The organism is Streptomyces sp. NPDC102467 (genome assembly GCF_044765445.1).
In the GTDB taxonomy this organism is placed as follows: Bacteria; Actinomycetota; Actinomycetes; order Streptomycetales; family Streptomycetaceae; genus Streptomyces.
Genome location: NZ_JBIWKA010000009.1, coordinates 60,071 through 77,203 on the forward strand (window position 1 = coordinate 60,071; position 17,133 = coordinate 77,203).

13 protein-coding genes are annotated in these 17,133 nt (G+C 71.0%); 9 read left to right on the forward strand and 4 right to left on the reverse strand.

All coding sequences use genetic code 11. The annotated features are described in order from the left end of the window. Positions 1 to 7: 7 nt before the first annotated feature. Together ACIREE_RS19855 and mmuM are read right to left on the reverse strand one after the other, a co-directional pair. Positions 8 to 1,399, reverse strand: a complete 1,392-nt coding sequence (locus ACIREE_RS19855; RefSeq protein ID WP_404154244.1) for an RICIN domain-containing protein — start codon at positions 1,397 to 1,399, stop codon at positions 8 to 10. A gap of 205 nt (positions 1,400 to 1,604) precedes the next feature. Next, a complete protein-coding gene (gene mmuM, locus ACIREE_RS19860) occupies positions 1,605 to 2,558 on the reverse strand; it encodes a homocysteine S-methyltransferase (RefSeq protein WP_404153466.1) in 954 nt (317 codons plus the stop codon). Positions 2,559 to 2,654: 96 nt separating this feature from the next. On the opposite strand from mmuM, the gene ACIREE_RS19865 reads away from it, so the two are divergent. After that, positions 2,655 to 3,023 (forward strand): VOC family protein, encoded by a 369-nt coding sequence (locus ACIREE_RS19865; protein ID WP_404153468.1) that lies wholly within the window; start codon positions 2,655 to 2,657, stop codon positions 3,021 to 3,023. 41 nt (positions 3,024 to 3,064) lie between these two features. Here the strand turns inward: ACIREE_RS19865 and ACIREE_RS19870 are convergent, their stop codons facing one another. Both ACIREE_RS19870 and ACIREE_RS19875 read right to left on the reverse strand, forming a co-directional pair. Continuing rightward, complete coding sequence (locus ACIREE_RS19870; protein ID WP_404153471.1) at positions 3,065 to 3,793, reverse strand: helix-turn-helix domain-containing protein; 729 nt, start codon at positions 3,791 to 3,793, stop codon at positions 3,065 to 3,067. 43 nt (positions 3,794 to 3,836) lie between these two features. After that, complete coding sequence (locus ACIREE_RS19875; RefSeq protein WP_404153474.1) at positions 3,837 to 5,036, reverse strand: YihY/virulence factor BrkB family protein; 1,200 nt, start codon at positions 5,034 to 5,036, stop codon at positions 3,837 to 3,839. 604 nt (positions 5,037 to 5,640) lie between these two features. Here ACIREE_RS19875 and ACIREE_RS19880 point away from each other — a divergent pair. From ACIREE_RS19880 to ACIREE_RS19915, 8 genes are all read left to right on the forward strand, one after another. Beyond that, positions 5,641 to 8,046 (forward strand): Pls/PosA family non-ribosomal peptide synthetase, encoded by a 2,406-nt coding sequence (locus tag ACIREE_RS19880; protein WP_404153477.1) that lies wholly within the window; start codon positions 5,641 to 5,643, stop codon positions 8,044 to 8,046. Between the two features lie 4 nt (positions 8,047 to 8,050). Then, positions 8,051 to 10,153, forward strand: a complete 2,103-nt coding sequence (locus ACIREE_RS19885) for an amino acid adenylation domain-containing protein (protein ID WP_404153480.1) — start codon at positions 8,051 to 8,053, stop codon at positions 10,151 to 10,153. Positions 10,154 to 10,165: 12 nt separating this feature from the next. Then, the gene (locus ACIREE_RS19890; protein WP_404153482.1) at positions 10,166 to 11,173 is read left to right on the forward strand and encodes a TauD/TfdA family dioxygenase; all 1,008 of its coding nucleotides are present in this window, start codon (positions 10,166 to 10,168) and stop codon (positions 11,171 to 11,173) included. Further along, the gene (gene sbnB, locus ACIREE_RS19895; RefSeq protein ID WP_404153485.1) at positions 11,170 to 12,198 is read left to right on the forward strand and encodes a 2,3-diaminopropionate biosynthesis protein SbnB; all 1,029 of its coding nucleotides are present in this window, start codon (positions 11,170 to 11,172) and stop codon (positions 12,196 to 12,198) included. The genes ACIREE_RS19890 and sbnB overlap by 4 nt, the downstream gene beginning before the upstream one ends. 61 nt (positions 12,199 to 12,259) lie before the next feature. Next, complete coding sequence (sbnA, locus tag ACIREE_RS19900) at positions 12,260 to 13,240, forward strand: 2,3-diaminopropionate biosynthesis protein SbnA (protein WP_404153488.1); 981 nt, start codon at positions 12,260 to 12,262, stop codon at positions 13,238 to 13,240. Positions 13,241 to 13,292: 52 nt separating this feature from the next. Next, positions 13,293 to 14,936 (forward strand): acyl-CoA dehydrogenase family protein, encoded by a 1,644-nt coding sequence (locus ACIREE_RS19905; RefSeq protein ID WP_404153491.1) that lies wholly within the window; start codon positions 13,293 to 13,295, stop codon positions 14,934 to 14,936. Between the two features lie 240 nt (positions 14,937 to 15,176). Further along, positions 15,177 to 16,463, forward strand: a complete 1,287-nt coding sequence (locus tag ACIREE_RS19910) for a GAF domain-containing protein (protein WP_404153493.1) — start codon at positions 15,177 to 15,179, stop codon at positions 16,461 to 16,463. A 46-nt stretch (positions 16,464 to 16,509) separates the two neighbouring features. Next, a complete protein-coding gene (locus tag ACIREE_RS19915) occupies positions 16,510 to 17,091 on the forward strand; it encodes a GNAT family N-acetyltransferase (RefSeq protein ID WP_404153496.1) in 582 nt (193 codons plus the stop codon). Positions 17,092 to 17,133: the final 42 nt, after the last annotated feature.

Below are 17,133 nucleotides of genomic sequence, written 5' to 3' on the forward strand. Positions count from 1 at the left end.
CACACGGTCAACTCGCGCGTGTCCACTGCTGGTTGGTCGCTCCGTTGCAGGCGTACGTGATGATCGCGGCGGAGTCGGCGGTGGACGCGCCGTTCACGTCGAGGCATTCGCCGGTGGCGCGGGCCCTGAGGGTGGTGTAGCCGCCGGAAGCGGTGGCGCTCCACTGTTGGGTGGTCGCGCCGGTGCAGTTCTCCTGGGTCACGCTCGCCGCGTTCTCCGTCAGGCACAGGGAGCTGCCCCGGCCGACCAGTGCGTAGTAGCCGCTCCCGACGGACTTGAACCAGAAGTTCTGGTTGGCGCCGCCGTTGCAGGTGTACTGCGTGACGGCCTTGCCCGTGAGCAGTGACTGGTCCGGTACGTCGACGCACTTGGTGCTGTGCCGGGCGGCCAGCGTCTCGTAGGTGGCACTGGTGGCCCCGATCGTGCCCGCGGCGGCGTCGACGGTGATCTCCGGCGCCCAACTCATGGTCATGGTCGTGGTGTTGGGGAAGGTGAGCGGCAGCCATACGTACCGCGAGCCGTTGACATTGGTTCCGAAGGAGTTGCCCCAGCGGTCCCCCATGTAGAGGTAGCCGGTGCCCGAACTCCCCTGCACCGGCAGGACATACGCCGTCTGCGAGCCGTACGACGTCGAGTCGCCGACGTTCTTCATCGCGGTCCAGGGCCCGGCGAGGGAGCTTGCGGTGGCGTACTGCTGCTGGTTGGGGCTCCAGCCGGTGGCCCCGGACGTCAGCATGAAGTAGACGCCGCCGCGCTTGAAGAGGGCCGGGGCCTCACGGTGGCCGCCGGGCCACGGGTTGGCGACGAGACTCGCGATGCCGGTGTAATCGGCGGTGAGCTTGTAGATGTGCAGGTCGTAGTTCTCGTTGGCGGCGGAGACCATATAACCGGTGCCGTCGGTGTCCGTGAACACGGTGAGATCGCGGGACATGTGCGCGCCGAGCGGCCGGAAGCTGCCCTGGTACGTGTAGGTGCCGTCCACCGTGTCGGAGACGGCGACGGCGGCCCGCGCCTGGCTGTAGTCGGTCGCGCTCTCCTTGTGCATCCACATCACGTACTTGCCGGTGGCCGCGTTGTACATGACCTTGGGGCGCTCGATATTGGCCGTGGCGAGTTCACCGGCGCTCGACCGGGTCAGGACATGGTTCCTGAACTCCCAGTTCTTCAGGTCGGTGGAGCGGTACGCGTCCACGTAGAGGAACGTGTTGTCGTCCCCCCGATGCTCGCCGAACCAGTAGTAGTACGCACCGACCTTGATGACGCCCCCGCCGTGCGCGTGCACGGGGTCGCCCGAACTCGTCGTGAACTGCCCGCCGTTCGGGATCGACTGCGAAGCCGCCTGGGCGGGAACGGCGGGCAGGAACGCCGCCGCCAGCGCACAGCACACGGCCAGCAGCATCACGTACAGGCTTCTCCGGGAGGGGTGTGCATGGTCCTGGGCGATCACCTGGCCACCTTCCGTCCGATATATCGAACATCACTCGCGATGACGAACACGGCGAAGGTATGAGGGGGCCGGGGGGAGGTCAACGGGTCGGACGGAACTGGTGGGTCCGCGAGAGTTCGGCGCACCGCGCGGCAGCCGTTCAGGCTCCCGATACCGTTCAGGCTCCCGATACCGCTCGGGCGACGTCGCCGATCGCCGCCGGCCCGATCCGGCAGCAGCCACCGATGATCCGCGCGCCGTCCGCCCGCCACCCCGCGACCCGCTCCGGGCCGAACGTCGACCGGCCCACCCAGCGGCGCGCCCCCGCGTCCCAGGTCTCCCCGCTGTTCGGGTAGACGATCACCGGCTTGCCGGTGACGCGGGCGGCCAGGGGCACCGCCCGGTCCGCGTCGTGCGGGGCGCAGCAGTTGATGCCCACCGCCACGATCTCCTCCGCGTCGGCGGCGAGCCGGAACGCTTCCTCCAGGGGCTGCCCGGCCCGGGTCCGCTCCCCCTCGATGCTGTACGAGAGCCACGCCGGCACCCCGAGGCCCCGCACCGCCCGCAGCAGCGCCCGCGCCTCGTCCGCGTCCGGCACCGTCTCCAGGGCGAACACGTCCGGCTCCGCCGCCGCCAGTACCTCCAGGCGCGGCCGGTGGAACCGTTCGAGTTCCGCCACGCTCAGCCCGTACCGCCCCCGGTACTCGGAGCCGTCCGCGAGCATCGCCCCGTACGGTCCCGCCGACGCGGCCACCCACAGCGGCCGGTCCGCCCGGACCTCACGCGCCGCCCGACGCGCCAACGTGACGCTCAGCGCCATGAGTTCGGCCGCCCGCTCACGTCCGATGCCGCGCCCCGCGAACCCCTCGAACGTGGCCTGGTAACTCGCGGTGATGGCGACGCTCGCGCCCGCCTCGTAGTACGCGCGGTGCGCCGCGACAATCGCCTCGGGCTCCTCTGCCAGCAGCCGCGCCGACCACAGCTCGTCGCTCAGATCGTGCCCGGCGGCCTCCAGCTGGTTGGACAGACCGCCGTCCAGGACGACGGCCCGGTACGCGGCGAGAGCGCGGGGAAAGCTGAGCGGCGCGGGGCCGGTGCCGGTGCCTGTGCCGGGCGTGGTGTCGCTGGTCATGCGGTCGAGCCTACGTCGCCGTCAGGTCGCGGCGAGCGATCGCTCCGGTCCGTTTCGTACAAGACCGAGCGGCCTCCGCGTGTCTACGGTGAGGCCATGACTGACAGCACCGTCCGCATGGACGCCATCGGAATCAACTCCCGCGACCTGGCCGCCTCGCTCGCGTTCTACCGCCTCCTCGGCCTCTCCTTCCCCGAAGGCGCCGAGGAACTTCCGCACGTGGAAACGGAGTTGCCCGGCGGCATCCGGCTCATGTTCGACCCGGACGACAGCGGCGCGGGCCGCGGCCGCGGCCGGATCGCGCTCGCCTTCCACTGCGGTGACGCCGCCGGGGTCGACGCGACGTACGCGGCGCTGACGGGGGCGGGGCACCACGGCGAGAGCAAGCCGTGGGACGCGGTGTGGGGGCAGCGCTACGCCGTCGTGCACGACCCGGACGGGAATCAGGTCGATCTGTTCGCCTGATGCGGACAATGCCTGATCCGGACAAGCCGCGCAGGCTTCCCTCAGGCCAGGCGGCCGAGCGTGAGGCCCGTCAAGGCCCGCACGTCGCGGGCCAGATGGGGATGGTCCGTGTAGCCGGCCCGGACGGCGGTCTCCGCGAACGGGACGCCCGCGCGGGCCAGCGCCAGGGCCCGCTGCAACCGCAGCACCCGGGCGAGCGTCTTGGGTCCGTAGCCGAACGCGGCCAGTGAACGCCGGTGCAGCAGGCGGGTGTTGAGCCCCGTCGCCGCGGCCGTCTCGGTGACGCTGCGGCCCGCGGCCAGTGCTGCCGCGACGCGGGCGAGCAGCGGGTCGGGCGGGGCGGCGGCGGCCAGACGGACGGCGGCCCGCTCCAGCTCCGCCGTGGGGTCGGCGGCCGCGTCGATGCGCTCGGTGAGCCGGCGGGCATCGGCACCGCGCCACAGGTGTGCCAACTCGGCGCGGGTGTCGCGCAGTTCGTGTGCCGGTACGCCGAGGTAGGCGGGGGCCGAGCCGGGGGCGAAACGGATGCCCGCGTACCGGCGTCCCGCACCGTCCTCGGACGGGTGGGCGCGCGTGTCGGGCCCGGCGACGAACAGCCGCCCCTCGCTCCAGATCAGGTCCATGCAGCCGTCGGGCAGCACGGGGTTCGGCGCCGCGGTGCCGGGGGCGGCGGCGCGCGTCCACAGCACCGCGCCGGGGACCCGGCTCGGCCGCTCCTCGTACGCCCCCCGAGCCCGCGGCCCCTCCGGAAGCCCTGCGCGTACGTCCATGACGGCAGCGTAGACGCAGGCTCATGGCACCGAGCAGCCCGCGCTACTCGTCCTTCTCCTCGTCACGCGGCGGACCGTCCCCGTGCCCGTCCCCATGACTGTCCCCCTGACTGTCCCCGTGCCGGCGTACGTGCGTACGCAGGCGGGACGTCACGTCCGTCGGGGGCAGGAACTTCGACCAGCGCTCCGGGAACTCCGACGGCATGTCGGGGTCCTCGGGGTCGTCCGGGTCCTGTTCGTGCCCTGTCGACCGGCCTGCCGCGATGGCCATGTACTGCGCGGCGGCGGCCGACCGCACCCGCTCGTTCGAGGCGCGCGCCGCGGCCGTCGCGACCGACGGCCAGACACGGTCGATCGCGGCGTTCACCGCGGCGCCGACGAGTACCGCGAACGCCGAGACACCGATCCACAGCAACACCGCGACGGGAGCCGCGAGGGAGCCGTAGATCGTCGGCCCCTCGATGGTGTTGGTGAGGTAGAGGCGGAGCAGGAAGCTGCCGGGGATCCACATCGCGAGGGCCACCAGCGCGCCCGGCACGTCCTCGATCCACGGCGATCGCACGGGGACCGACACGTGGTAGAGCGTCGTCAGGAAGGCGACGGACAGGACGAGTACGACCGGCCAGTACAGGATCTGGACGACCGACTCCGACCAGGGGACGAGGCCGATCACCGCGTCGGGGCCCGCGATCATCAGCGGCAGCGCCACCGAGCCGACGACGAGCCCCACGAGGAAGAGCAGGAACGCGAGCAGCCGGGTCGTCACGATGCCACGGACCCCGTCCAGGCCGTACATCACGGTCACCGTGTCCACGAACGTCGACACGGCCCGCGAGCCCGACCACAGCGAGATGAGGAATCCGATCGAGATGACATCGGGGCGGCCGCCCTTGATGACGTCGTCGAGGATCGGCTGCGCGATCTCCTTCACACCCTGGTCGGTGAGGACCGTGCGGGAGGCCTCCAGGATGTTGTCGCGGACGCCCGCGATCGTGTCCGCGCCGGTCCACGAGTCGACGTAGGCGAGCAGGCCCACCATCGACAGCAGCAGCGGCGGGACGGACAGCAGGGTGAAGAACGCCGCCTCGGCCGCGAGGCCCAGGATGCGGTACTCCATGCACGAGTTGACGGTGTCCTTGAGCAACAGCCAGGCGGTCCTGCGCTTTGAGACGTTCTGGTAGAGAACGCGGGCCCTGTGGAGTCGGCCGGACGGCGGCGGGGGGGATTCACTTGCTGGCTGCACGTCTCAAAGGTATCCGCCACGGGAACGTGTACTCATCCCCCGGTGCCTCTGCCTGGGCGTCCGCGTCGGCGGCGGTCCGGGCACGACCCACTGTTCCCAGCGGTGCCATTCGGTCGCGCAATGCAACAGAAATAGCGCCGCAACCCAGAAGAACTTTTCGAATAAATGTTCCTTCGATTTCCGCCATGGCCACGTTGGCCGGAAATCGCTAGAGTGAAAAACGGAAGCGACACCGACAATTGCACGGTCTTTTCGGTGAGTTCCCCGGCACAGCGTCCGAGCCGTCTCGAAATCGGGCATGACCACGTCAGTCAGAAGCTGTCGGAAACAGCCAATGCTCGAATCCGACTTGAAGCGTTCATGAGTCACCCGAAAGAATTCCGATCGTATTCAGTGCACACGCCGTCGACCGATCGAACACCGACCGGCAGGGCACAGTCCGGGGGGACTTACCACGGGGGAACTTTCAGGGTCATCAGACGTGACCCCGCTTCATCCGCGTTTGCTCCTCACGCTCACTGCACATCCAACCCACACTCAATTCGCGCGCGTTCCGTCATTTCAGAAATGGCGCGAAACATGAGTATCAGCACGAGGAGTTCATGTGCCGATCGGCACCGAACGCGTTCTCGCCGAAGTCCTGGCCGGTGTCGTCCGTGTGGACCATGTTCCACCTGACAGTCACTTCTTCGACGATCTCTGCGCCAACTCTCTTGTCATGGCCCATTTCTGCGCCCGGGTACGCAAACACGCGGACCTGCCGGCGGTCTCGATGAAGGACGTCTACGGACACCCGACCATCCGCAGTCTGGCGGCGGCCCTCGACGAGGCCCCGGTCGCGAAGGTGTTCGAGCCCGAGCCGCCTCCGCCACCCGGCAGGACCTCCCGCTATCTCCTGTGCGGGGCGCTTCAGTTGCTCACCTTCGCCCTGTACTGCGCGGGCGCCGGGATACTCGCCGCCCGGGGCTTCTCCTGGGTCGCCGCGGGCTCCGGCTTCATCGACGTCTATACGCGCTCCGCGCTGTTCGGCGGGGCGCTGTTCCTCGGCGCGTGCCTGGTGCCCATCGCGGCGAAGTGGCTGCTCGTCGGCCGCTGGCGGGAGACCGAGTTCCCGGTGTGGAGCCTCGCCTACTTCCGCTTCTGGCTCGTGAAATCACTGCTGCACGCGAACCCGATGGCACTGTTCGTCGGCAACCCGGTCTACGTGCTGTACCTGCGGCTGCTCGGTGCCCGCATCGGCCCGCGCGTCACGATCCTCTCCCACGCCATCCCCGTCTGCACCGACCTGCTGACGATCGGCGGGGGCAGCGTGATCCGCAAGGAGGCCTACTTCCTCGGCTATCACGCCCACGCCGGCGTCATCCGCACGGGGCCTGTCACCCTCGGCCAGGACGTCTTCGTCGGCGAGAAGACGGTCCTCGACATCGGTACGTCCATGGGGGACGGCGCCCAACTGGGCCACGCGTCGGCGCTGTACGACGGCGCCGCGGTACCGGCCGGGCAGCACTGGCACGGCTCCCCCGCCGAACGCACCGACGTCGACTACGTCCGGGTGCCGGAAGCCGCCTGCTCCACCCCCCGCCGGGTGCTGTTCGCGGTGGGCGGTCTGCTCCAGGCGCTCCTCGTCGTCGTGCCGCTCGCGATCGGCGGGACCGAGCTGCTGCTCACCGAGGCACCCGCGCTTGACGTACTGATCGAGCCCGACTCCCACGACCTGAGCTCGCCCGCGTTCTACGCCGAGGCGCTCGGTCTGTCGATCGTCGGCTTCCTGGTGGTCCTGGCCATCGGCCTCGCCACCGTGGCTCTGGTGCCGCGCGTGCTGCGGCCGATCCTGCGCCCGGACCGTACGTACCCGCTGTACGGCCTGCACTACTCGGTGCACCGCACGATCGCCCGGATGACCAACCTCAAGTTCTTCAAGTGGCTGTGCGGCGACAGCTCGTACATCGTCCCCTACCTGCGGGCCATCGGATACGACCTCTCGCAGGTGGAGCAGACCGGCTCCAACTTCGGTACCGAGGTGGGTCACGAGTCGCCGTACCTGGCGAAGGTCGGCAGCGGCACAATGGTCGCCGACGGCCTGTCGATCATGAACGCCGACTTCTCCGCCACGTCGTTCCGCGTCGCGCAGGCGTCGATCGGGCCGCGCAACTTCCTGGGCAACCACATCGCCTACCCGGCGGGCGGCCGCACCGGCGAGAACTGCCTGCTCGCGACGAAGGTGATGATCCCGCTGGAAGGCCCGGTCCGCGAGGGCGTGGGGCTGCTCGGCTCGCCGCCCTTCGAGATCCCGCGCACCGTGGAACGCGACACCCGCTTCGACCACCTGCGCGAGGGGGACGAGCTGCGGCGCGGGCTGGCCGCGAAGAACCGCCACAACCTGCGCACCATGGCCCTGCATCTGTTCCTGCGGTGGCTGCACTGGTTCGCGCTGACGGTGATCGCCTTCGCCGCGTTCGACCTGTACGACGTGGCCGGCGGGCTGCTGATCGGCGCCTCCATGGTCGTCGGCCTCGCCTTCAGCACCGGCTACTACATCCTCATCGAGCGGCTGATCTGCCGCTTCCGGCCGCTCGTTCCGCAGCTGGTCTCGATCTACGACCCGTACTTCCGGTGGCACGAAAGGCTGTGGAAAGTGCCCGACAACCACCTCGTGGTGTTCAACGGGACGCCGTTCAAGAACGTGGTGTGGCGGCTGCTCGGCGTCCGGCTCGGCCGCCGGGTCTTCGACGACGGCGCCTCCATCACCGAGCGCACGCTGGTGACGATCGGCGACGACGTCACCCTCGCCGCGCACACCAAGGTGCAGGCCCACTCGCAGGAGGACGGCACCTTCAAGTCCGACTACATCACCCTGGGCGCCGGCTGCACGCTCGGCACCAGTGCGCTGGTGCACTACGGCGTCACGCTGGGCGAGGCCGCGGTACTCGCCCCCGACTCCTTCCTGATGAAGGGCGAACAGGTGCCCGCAGGGGCGCGTTGGGGCGGCAATCCGGCGACGGGGAGGTAGGGCCATGACCACGATCCCGCAGTGGACGCGCGACCCGCGGCCGGGCACGGCAGAGTATGAAATACCGCTTCCCCAGGGCCTGTTGGTATCCGAATCCGCGCTGGCGGCCGCGCACGAGCGCGTCCTCGCCGAGCTGTCCGCCGAGCGCGACGACACCGTACTCGCGGTGAGCGTCACGGCCGGCGTCCTGCGGCTGCGCTACCGCACCGACGTCATCGACCGCGAGGTGGCCGACCGGATCGCCGGCTACCACCTCGCCGCACTCATCGAACCCGGCCGCCGGAGCCTACTGTCCGAGGACGAACTCGTCTACCAGCTGGAGGAGTTGGCGGGCCCGCATCGCGCCCTGCCCGACCGGCGCGTGCACGAGCTGTTCGAGGAGCGGGCGGCCGCGCACCCGGATGCGGTGGCCGTCGTCGCGCGGGACGGGCAGTGGACGTACGGGGAGCTCAACTCCCGGGCGAACAGGATCGGCCGGGCGCTGCTCGCGCGCGGGCTGCGGCCAGAAGGCGTCGTCGCGGTGGTGAGCGAGCGGACCATGGACTGGATGGCCGCCGTCCTCGGCGTCCTCAAGGCGGGCGGCGTCTATCTGCCCATCGAGCCGCACTTCCCCGCGGCCCGCATCGCGGCGACGCTCGCGCGGGCGGAGTGCGACCTGGTCATCACCGAGAACGACACCACCCTCTCCGCTGGCACCCTCTCCGCCGGCACCTTCTCCGGTGACATCCTCTCCGTGGCGGACGCCATGGCCGAGGGGCACGCGGAAGGCGATCTCGGTGTGCCCGTCGCGGCGAGCCAACTCGCCTACATCTACTTCACGTCCGGCTCCACCGGCGAGCCCAAGGGCGCGATGTGCGAGCACGCCGGGTTCCTCAACCACGTACTCGCCAAACTCGACGACCTCGGCGTCGGCACCGGCCAGGTGGTGGCGCAGACCGCACCCCAGTGCTTCGACATCTCCCTGTGGCAGTTGCTCTCCGCGCTGCTCGTGGGCGGGCGGACGCTCCTTGTGGAGCAGGACGCGATCCTGGACGTGCCGCGGTTCGTGGACACCATCGAGCGGGGCCGGGTCAATGTGCTCCAGGTGGTCCCGTCGTATCTGGAGGCCGTCCTGGCCGAACTGGACGCGCGGCCCCGCGAACTGCCCGATCTGCACTGCGTGTCGGTGACCGGCGAGGCGGTGAAGAAGGAGCTCGTGCGGCGCTGGTTCACGGTGCGGCCCGGGGTCCGGCTCGTCAACGCGTACGGGCTGACCGAGACCTCCGACGACACCAACCACGAGGTCATGGACCGGGTGCCGGAGCACGACCGGGTGCCGCTCGGCCGGCCCGTCGCCAACGTACGGATCTACGTCGTCGACGAGGACCTGGTGCCCGTGCCGCTCGGGGCGCCCGGCGAGATCGTCTTCTCGGGGGTCTGCGTCGGGCGCGGCTACGTCAACGACCCCGAGCGCACCAAGGCGGCGTTCGGCGAGGACCCGTACCGGCCGGGCGAGCGGCTGTACCGCAGCGGCGACCACGGGCGCTGGCTGCCCGACGGGAAGCTGGAGTTCCTCGGCCGGCGGGACGGCCAGGTGAAGATCCGCGGGTTCCGCGTCGAGATCGGCGAGATCGAGAACGCGCTGCTGCGGGTGGACGGCGTCCGCGACGGCGCGGTGATCGTCGTACGGGGCACGCAGCTCGCCGCGTTCTGCACCGGCCCGCGGCCGGTCGACGCGGGGGTCGTGCGGGAGCGCCTGGCCGCGTCGCTGCCCGCCTACATGGTCCCGGCCGTCGTGCACTGGCGCGAGCGGCTGCCGCTGACCGCCAACGGCAAGACCGACCGCCGGGCGCTCACCGCGCTCGCCGAGCGGCTCGACGGCAGTACCGACCTGCCCCGCACGGAGACCGAGCGCCGGCTCGCCGCCGCCTGGGCCGACGTGCTCGGCGTCCCGGCCGGCCGGATCGGCCGCCGCGACCACTTTTTCGACCTCGGCGGCTCCTCGCTCTCCGCCGTGAAGCTGGTGATCGCCCTCGACCGGGTGATCACCCTCAAGGACGTCGTCAGCCGGCCGGTCCTCGCGGAACTCGCGGGACTGCTCGACCGGACGACAGCTCAGCGCCACTGAAGGGAAGACTCGATGCACCGTCCGAATCCGTCCCCACTACCCGACGACATCTCGCTCGTCCCGGGCAGTCCACCTCTGTTGAGCGCCGCCGCCGGCGGCGACCCCGAGGGCTGGGCTGCCGAATATCACGACGCGCTGCGGGCCGCCGTCGCCACCCACGGATCCGTCCTGGTCCGCGGACTCGGCCTCGCCGACCCGGGCGCCATGGCCGGCGTCTTCCGGCGCCTCGCCCAGTCGCTGATGGCCGACCAGGAGCCGTTCGCACCCCGGCGCACGTACACGGAGGGCGTGTACTCGTCCTCCAAGTGGCCGCCGAACCAGCAGATGTGCATGCACCACGAGATGAGCTACGCCCTGGAGTTTCCCAGCATGCTCCTGTTCGCCTGCCTGGAGGCACCCGCGTCCGGCGGGGCGACCGGCGTCGCCGACGCGGCGGCCGTCCTCGACGCGCTGCCCGCCGAGCTGACCGGACGGTTCGAGAAGGAGGGCTGGATCCTCGCACGGACCTACCACGACGAGATCGGGGCGTCGGCCGCCGAGTCCTTCGGCACCGACGACCGCGACGCCATCGCCCGGTACTGCCGCAGCCACGCCATCGACTTCGACTGGCAGTCAGACGGTTCGCTGCGCACCCGCCAGCGCCGCAGCGCCGTGATCCACCACCCGGCCGACGGCCGCCCTGTGTGGTTCAACCAGATCGCGTTCCTCAGCGAGTGGACGATGGAACCCGAGGTGCGCGAGTACCTCACCGACGTCTACGGCCCCGAAGGGCTGCCGTTCACCACGCGCTTCGGCAACGGCGATCCGATCGGCGAGGACGTCATCCGCACGATCAACGAGGTGTACGACGCGCACACCGTCCGCGAGCCGTGGAACTCCGGCGACCTGTTGCTCATCGACAACCTCCGCACCGCGCACAGCAGAGAGCCCTTCGACGGACCGCGCGAGGTCCTCGCCGGGCTCGCCGACCCGGTCCGGCTCGCCGACTGCGCACCCACGGTCGAGGTGAGCGCCACGTGAGCGACGCCACTCCGACCTTCGCCGTGATCTCCGGCCGGCAGGTCCAACAGGCCCTGTACGCACGGGAGGTGGAGATCGCCGAGCTGATCGAGTCCGTGTACCGGCTGCACGGCGCGGGCGACACCGTGAACCCGCCGTCGTACTTCCTGCGCTTCCCGGACCGTCCGTCGGCGCGGATCATCGCGCTGCCCGCCTCGCTCGGCGGGCCGCTGCGGGTGGACGGCCTGAAGTGGATCTCCAGCTTCCCGGAGAACACCCGCTCGGGCCTGCCCCGGGCGTCGGCCGTGCTGATCCTCAACGATCCCGGCACCGGGTACCCGTACGCCTGCCTGGAGAGCTCGGTCATCAGCGCCACCCGCACGGCGTCCTCGGCAGTGCTCGCCGCCGACCGGCTCAGCCGCACCAGGACCCGTCCGGCGCGCGTCGGTTTCCTCGGCACCGGGCTCATCGCCCGCTACGTCCACACCCATCTGACCGCCAACGGCTGGGAGTTCGACGAGACGGGCGTGCACGATCTGTCCGCGGAGAGCGCGGAGGGGTTCCGCGGCTATCTGGAGCGGGCCGGGACCAAGGGGCGGGTCAAGGTGCACGACACCGCGGAGTCGCTGATCCGCGAGAGCGACCTGCTGGTCTTCGCGACGATCGCCGCAGAACCGCACGTCCACGACCCGTCGTGGTTCGACCACCACCCGCTGGTGCTGCATCTCTCGCTGCGCGACCTCGCGCCCGAGATCCTGCTGGCATCGGCCAATGTCGTGGACGACATCGAGCACTGCCTCAAGGCGAACACCTCTCCGCATCTGGCCGAACAGCTCACTGGCAAGCGGGAGTTCATCGACGGCACGCTGGAGGACGTACTGACCGGACGGGTCACCGCGCCGGCGGACCGCACGGTGGTGTTCTCACCGTTCGGTCTGGGAGTACTCGACCTCGCGGTCGGCCGGTTCGTCCACGACGAGGTGGCCCGGCGGGGCGAACTCCACGTCGTCGAGGGGTTTTTCCACGAGTTGAGCCGTTTCGGCTGAGGGCCTACGGCACATCTCGTGGCGCACGAGGGGGACACGGGGGACACAAGAGGGGGGAACCATGCCTGTCATCACCGAACCCGCGAGGTTCAACGAAGAACAGCTCTACGTCGACCTGCGGGCCGCGCTGGGGCTGCCGCTGTATCTGAAATGCGAGGGGTTCAATTTCGCCGGTTCGATCAAACTGAAGGCGGCCACCGAGATGGTGGACGCCGCCGAGCGCGACGGTCGGCTGCGGCCCGGTTCGGTACTCGTCGAGTCCTCGTCCGGGAACCTGGGGGTGGCGCTCAGCGTCATCGCGGCCAGCCGCGGCCACCGGTTCCTGTGCGTGACCGACGTGCGCTGCAACCAGCCCACGATCCGGCTGATGGAGGCGCTCGGCAGCCGCGTGCACGTCATCGAGGACCCGGCAGGGAATGAGGGGCTGCTGGGTGCGCGACGCGCGTACGTGCGGGCGCTGTGCGCGTCCGACGACCGTTACGTGTGGCTCGACCAGTACAACAACCAGGCCAACTGGAAGGCGCATTACCGCACCACGGCCCCGGCCATCGCCGATCACTTCCCGCGCCTGGACGTCCTGTTCGTCGGGGCCGGCACCACGGGCACGCTCATGGGATGTGCCCGGTGGTTCTGGCAGTGGCGGCGCCGGGTGCACATCGTCGCCGTCGACAGCGTCGGCTCGGTGAGCTTCGGCGGGGCGCCTGCCCGTCGGTTGATCCCCGGGCTCGGCACGAGCGTGCCGCCGCCCATGCTCGACAGGTCGTACATCGACGACGTGGTGCATGTGGAGGAGGCGGACACCGTCCGCGCCTGCCGGTCCCTGGCGAGCAGGGGATTCCTCTTCGGCGGCTCGACCGGCACGGTGATCAGCGGTGCGCAGCGCTGGCTGGACGAGCACGGCCGGCGCGGCCTGACGGCGGTGGCGATCGCGCCGGACCTCGGTGAGCGCTACCTGGACACCGTCTACCGCGAGGGCTGGCCACCGGCCGAGGCCGACGCCGAGCGGAGCGAGGTGGCCGCGATGGCGTCCTTGGCGGTCTGACCACTGGCGGCGCGGTCGCGGTCCGGGCCACGCCGCCGGTAGGTTCGGCCTCATGTCGGGCAGCACGCACACGGTGACCAACCAGACCCCGCCCCTGGTGGGGTACGACGTCTTCGACGCCGACCGGGCCCTCACCGAGGGCCTGGAGCGGTATCTGGACCCGGAGCTCCTGGACGAGACCCGGGCGGAACTCACGGTGCTCGGCCGGGCCGCCGGTTCCGCCCAGGCGCAGGAGTGGGGGCGCCTCGCCAACGAGAACCCGCCCGTCCTGCGCACCCACGACCGGTACGGCCACCGGATCGACGAGGTCGACTTCCATCCGTCCTGGCACCGCCTGCTGGGCAAGGGTGTCTCGGCGGGCCTGACGGCGGCGTGGACGCGACCGTCAGGCCATCTGCGGCGCGCGGCCGCGTTCTTGGTGTGGTCGCAGGTGGAGGCGGGCCACTTGTGTCCGCTGTCCATGACGCACGCGGCGGTCCCGGCGCTGCGCGCGCAGCCCGACCTCGCCGCGGTGTGGGAGCCACGACTGACATCCACGGTCTACGAGTCCGGGCTGCGGCCCGCGTCGGACAAGGCCGGGTCGCTCTTCGGCATGGCGATGACGGAGAAGCAGGGCGGCAGCGACGTACGGGCCAATACGACGCGTGCCGACGCTCTCGCCGACGACGGGGCGTACGCGCTCACCGGCCACAAGTGGTTCTGTTCCGCGCCGATGTCGGACGGGTTCCTGGTGCTCGCGCGGGCCGACGCGGGTCCGACGTGTTTTCTCGTGCCGCGGGTGCTCGACGACGGGGCGCGCAATCCGTTCGCGATCCAGCGGCTCAAGGACAAGCTGGGCAACCGGTCGAACGCGTCGGCCGAGGTCGAGTTCGACGGGACCTGGGCGTTGCGGGTCGGGGACGAGGGGCGCGGAGTGCGCACCATCATCGACATGGTCGCGGCGACCCGGCTCGACTGCGTGCTCGGCTCCGCGGCGCTCATGCGGCAGGCGGTGGCGCAGGCGATCCACCACTGCACGTACCGCGAGGCGTTCGGCGGGAAACTCGTCGACAAGCCGCTGATGAGCAATGTGCTGGCCGATCTGGCGCTCGAGTCGGAGGCCGCGACGACGCTGGCGCTGCGGCTCGCGGTGGCGCAGGACCGGGCCGACGGCGGCGACGAGCGGGAGCGGGAGTTCCTGCGGCTCGCCGTGCCGGCCGCCAAGTACTGGGTGACCAAGCGGTGCACGCCGCTCGTGGCCGAGGCCCTGGAGTGTCTCGGCGGCAACGGGTACGTGGAGGAGTCGGGCCTGCCGCGGCTGCTGCGCGAGTCGCCGCTGAACTCGATCTGGGAGGGGTCGGGCAACATCCAGGCGCTGGACGTCCTGCGGGCGCTGCAGCGCGAGCCGGCGGCGTTCAACGCGTTCCTGCTGGAGGTGGGGGCGACGCGCGGCGCCGATCACCGCCTCGACGCCGCCGTGAAGGACCTGCTGACCGAACTCGGCGACCTGGACGGCATCGAGGCGCGGGCGCGGCGCCTCGTGGAGCGGATCGCGCTGGTGCTGCAGGGTTCGCTGCTCGTGCGGTACGCGCCGGCCGATGTCGCGGACGCCTTCTGCGCGTCGCGGCTCGGCGGGGACCGGGGGGCGGCGTTCGGGACGCTGCCGCACACGCTGGCGTTCACGGAGATCGTGGAGCGGGCCCGCCCGGTGTCCTGACCACATCGGCCGGACGCTTCTTGTGGCGGGGATGGTGCTGCGCCGACACGGCACCATCCCCGCTCTTCAGGCCCCGTGAGGAGCTTGAACGCCACCGGGGCGGCGTTGGTGCCAGTTTCAAACTCTCCGCGGTCGTTCGCCAGGGTTGCAGGGGGTTGCAACGGTGCTTGCCGAGGCTCACTCTTGCCGTGGCTCGAACGTGCCGAAGTGGGTAACTCCCCGCATTGCGAGGATTCAGGCATGAACACGGACTCGACGATCGATCTGGCGCGGTTGTCCGCGATGGACGCGGCGCTCGCGTCCCGGCTGCTCAGGGACGTGCGGGAGGCGACGCTCGCCGGGCAGCGGCCGCGGGTCATGCCCCGGCCGGAGATCGGCGAGTCCTGGGGGCGGATGCTGCGCGGCGGCGTCGATCCGGACCACGACTTCCGCTCGGGGCTGCTCGGTGTCGACGAGGTGGAGGAGCGGCGCCGGTCCTCGCCGCTGCTGCCCGTCCTGCCGGTGCTGCGCGAGGCGCTGGTGTCGGTGGCCGATGCGGCGCAGCACATCATGGTGATCAGTGATGCCGACGGCCGGATCCTGTGGCGCGAGGGGCACCCGGGTGTGCTGCGCAAGGGCGACGGGCTCGGTTTCGAGGTGGGCGCGCTCTGGGCCGAGGACGTCGTCGGTACGAACGGGGTGGGGACGCCGCTGGTGACCCGGCGGCCCGTCCAGGTGTTCTCCGCCGAGCACTTCGTGCGCTCGCACCACACGTGGACGTGCACGGGCGCGCCGGTGACGGATCCGCGCGACGGGCGGCTGCTCGGGGTGGTGGACGTCAGCGGCCCGCTGGAGTCGATACATCCGGCAACGCTGTCGTGGGTGCGGTCGGTGGCGCAGCTCGCGGAGGCGCGGCTGCGCGAGGTCCACGTGGGCAGTCTGGAGCGGCTGCGGGCCGTGGCGGCGCCGGCCCTCGCGCGGATCGGCGGCCGGGCGCTGGCCGTCGACGCCAACGGCTGGACGGCGGCGGTCACCGGGATGCCGCTGCTCGACCGCGTGGCCCTGCCCAAGTCGCTCGCGGAGGGCCGCTGCTTCGTGCCGTCGCTCGGGGCGTGCAAGGCGGCGCCGCTGCCCGGCGGCTGGCTGCTCGTGGTGGACGACGCCCCGGAGCCGCTCGGCGCGACCCGGATACTCCTGGACGTGAGCCGGCCGCGCCGCTGGTCGGTCGAGGTGTCGGGCCCTGCCGGTTCCTGGACCCATGAACTGAGCCCGCGGCACGCCGAGTTGCTGTTCCTGCTGGCCCGTCACCGGGGCGGCCGCAGCGCATCGGACCTGGCCGAGGAGGTGTTCGGGGACCCGGCGCGGACGGTGACGGTGCGCGCGGAGCTGTCCCGGGTGCGCCGCTACCTCGGTGGCCTGCTGGCGCATCGCCCGTACCGCTTCCTGGAGGACGCGGACGTGCAGGTGCTGCTGCCGCCCGACCCGCTGGACCTGCTGCCGCACTCGACGGCGCCGGCGGTGCGCAGGGCCCGCACGCCCGCGCTCTGACACCGGCCCTTGGCCCGGCCCCCTCGGGCGTGATGCCATATGCCGCATGAGCAGCAGCAATGTCACCGTCACCACCTGGTACCTCGAGCAGACCTCCCCCGACGACCTGCGGCCCGCCGTCCCGCCCGCGGGTGACGTGCGGATCGTGCGGGCCGAGGTGCCCTCGCCCGAGTTCAGCCGGTTTCTGTACGCGTCCGTGGGCGGCGACATCAAGTGGGTCGACCGGCTCGGCTGGACGTACGCGCAGTGGCAGGAGCAGCTGGCGCGGCCGGGCGCCGAGACGTGGGTCGCCTACGACAGGGGGACGCCCGCCGGGTTCGTCGAGCTGGACGCGCACGACGACGGCGTGGTGGAGATCGCCTACTTCGGGCTGATCCCGGCCTTCCGGGGACGGCGGATCGGCGGGCACCTGTTGTCGTACGGGATCGCGCGCGCCTGGGACCTGGCCGAACGCCTGCCGGAGCGGATGCCGACGAAGCGGGTGTGGGTGCACACGTGCAGCCGCGACGGGGAGCACGCGATGGCCAACTACGAGCGGCGCGGACTCCGGCTGTTCAGGACCGAGACGGGTGAGGAGCCCGAGGTGGCGGCTCCGGGTCCGTGGCCCGGCGCGTTCCCGTCCGCCTGAGCCGATTACGGGCGTATGCGACCTTTCGGCGGGTCGGCGTGT

Bases quoted from the DNA above. Each gene is read 5' to 3' on its own strand.
- ACIREE_RS19855 (WP_404154244.1), bottom strand. From the start codon at position 1,399: ATGCTGCTGGCCGTGTGCTGTGCGCTGGCGGCGGCGTTCCTGCCCGCC.
- ACIREE_RS19885 (WP_404153480.1), top strand. From the start codon at position 8,051: ATGACCACGATCCCGCAGTGGACGCGCGACCCGCGGCCGGGCACGGCA.
- ACIREE_RS19905 (WP_404153491.1), top strand. From the start codon at position 13,293: ATGTCGGGCAGCACGCACACGGTGACCAACCAGACCCCGCCCCTGGTG.
- ACIREE_RS19890 (WP_404153482.1), top strand. From the start codon at position 10,166: ATGCACCGTCCGAATCCGTCCCCACTACCCGACGACATCTCGCTCGTC.
- ACIREE_RS19915 (WP_404153496.1), top strand. From the start codon at position 16,510: ATGAGCAGCAGCAATGTCACCGTCACCACCTGGTACCTCGAGCAGACC.
- mmuM (WP_404153466.1), bottom strand. From the start codon at position 2,558: ATGACCAGCGACACCACGCCCGGCACAGGCACCGGCACCGGCCCCGCG.
- ACIREE_RS19865 (WP_404153468.1), top strand. From the start codon at position 2,655: ATGACTGACAGCACCGTCCGCATGGACGCCATCGGAATCAACTCCCGC.
- ACIREE_RS19870 (WP_404153471.1), bottom strand. From the start codon at position 3,793: ATGGACGTACGCGCAGGGCTTCCGGAGGGGCCGCGGGCTCGGGGGGCG.
- ACIREE_RS19910 (WP_404153493.1), top strand. From the start codon at position 15,177: ATGAACACGGACTCGACGATCGATCTGGCGCGGTTGTCCGCGATGGAC.
- sbnA (WP_404153488.1), top strand. From the start codon at position 12,260: ATGCCTGTCATCACCGAACCCGCGAGGTTCAACGAAGAACAGCTCTAC.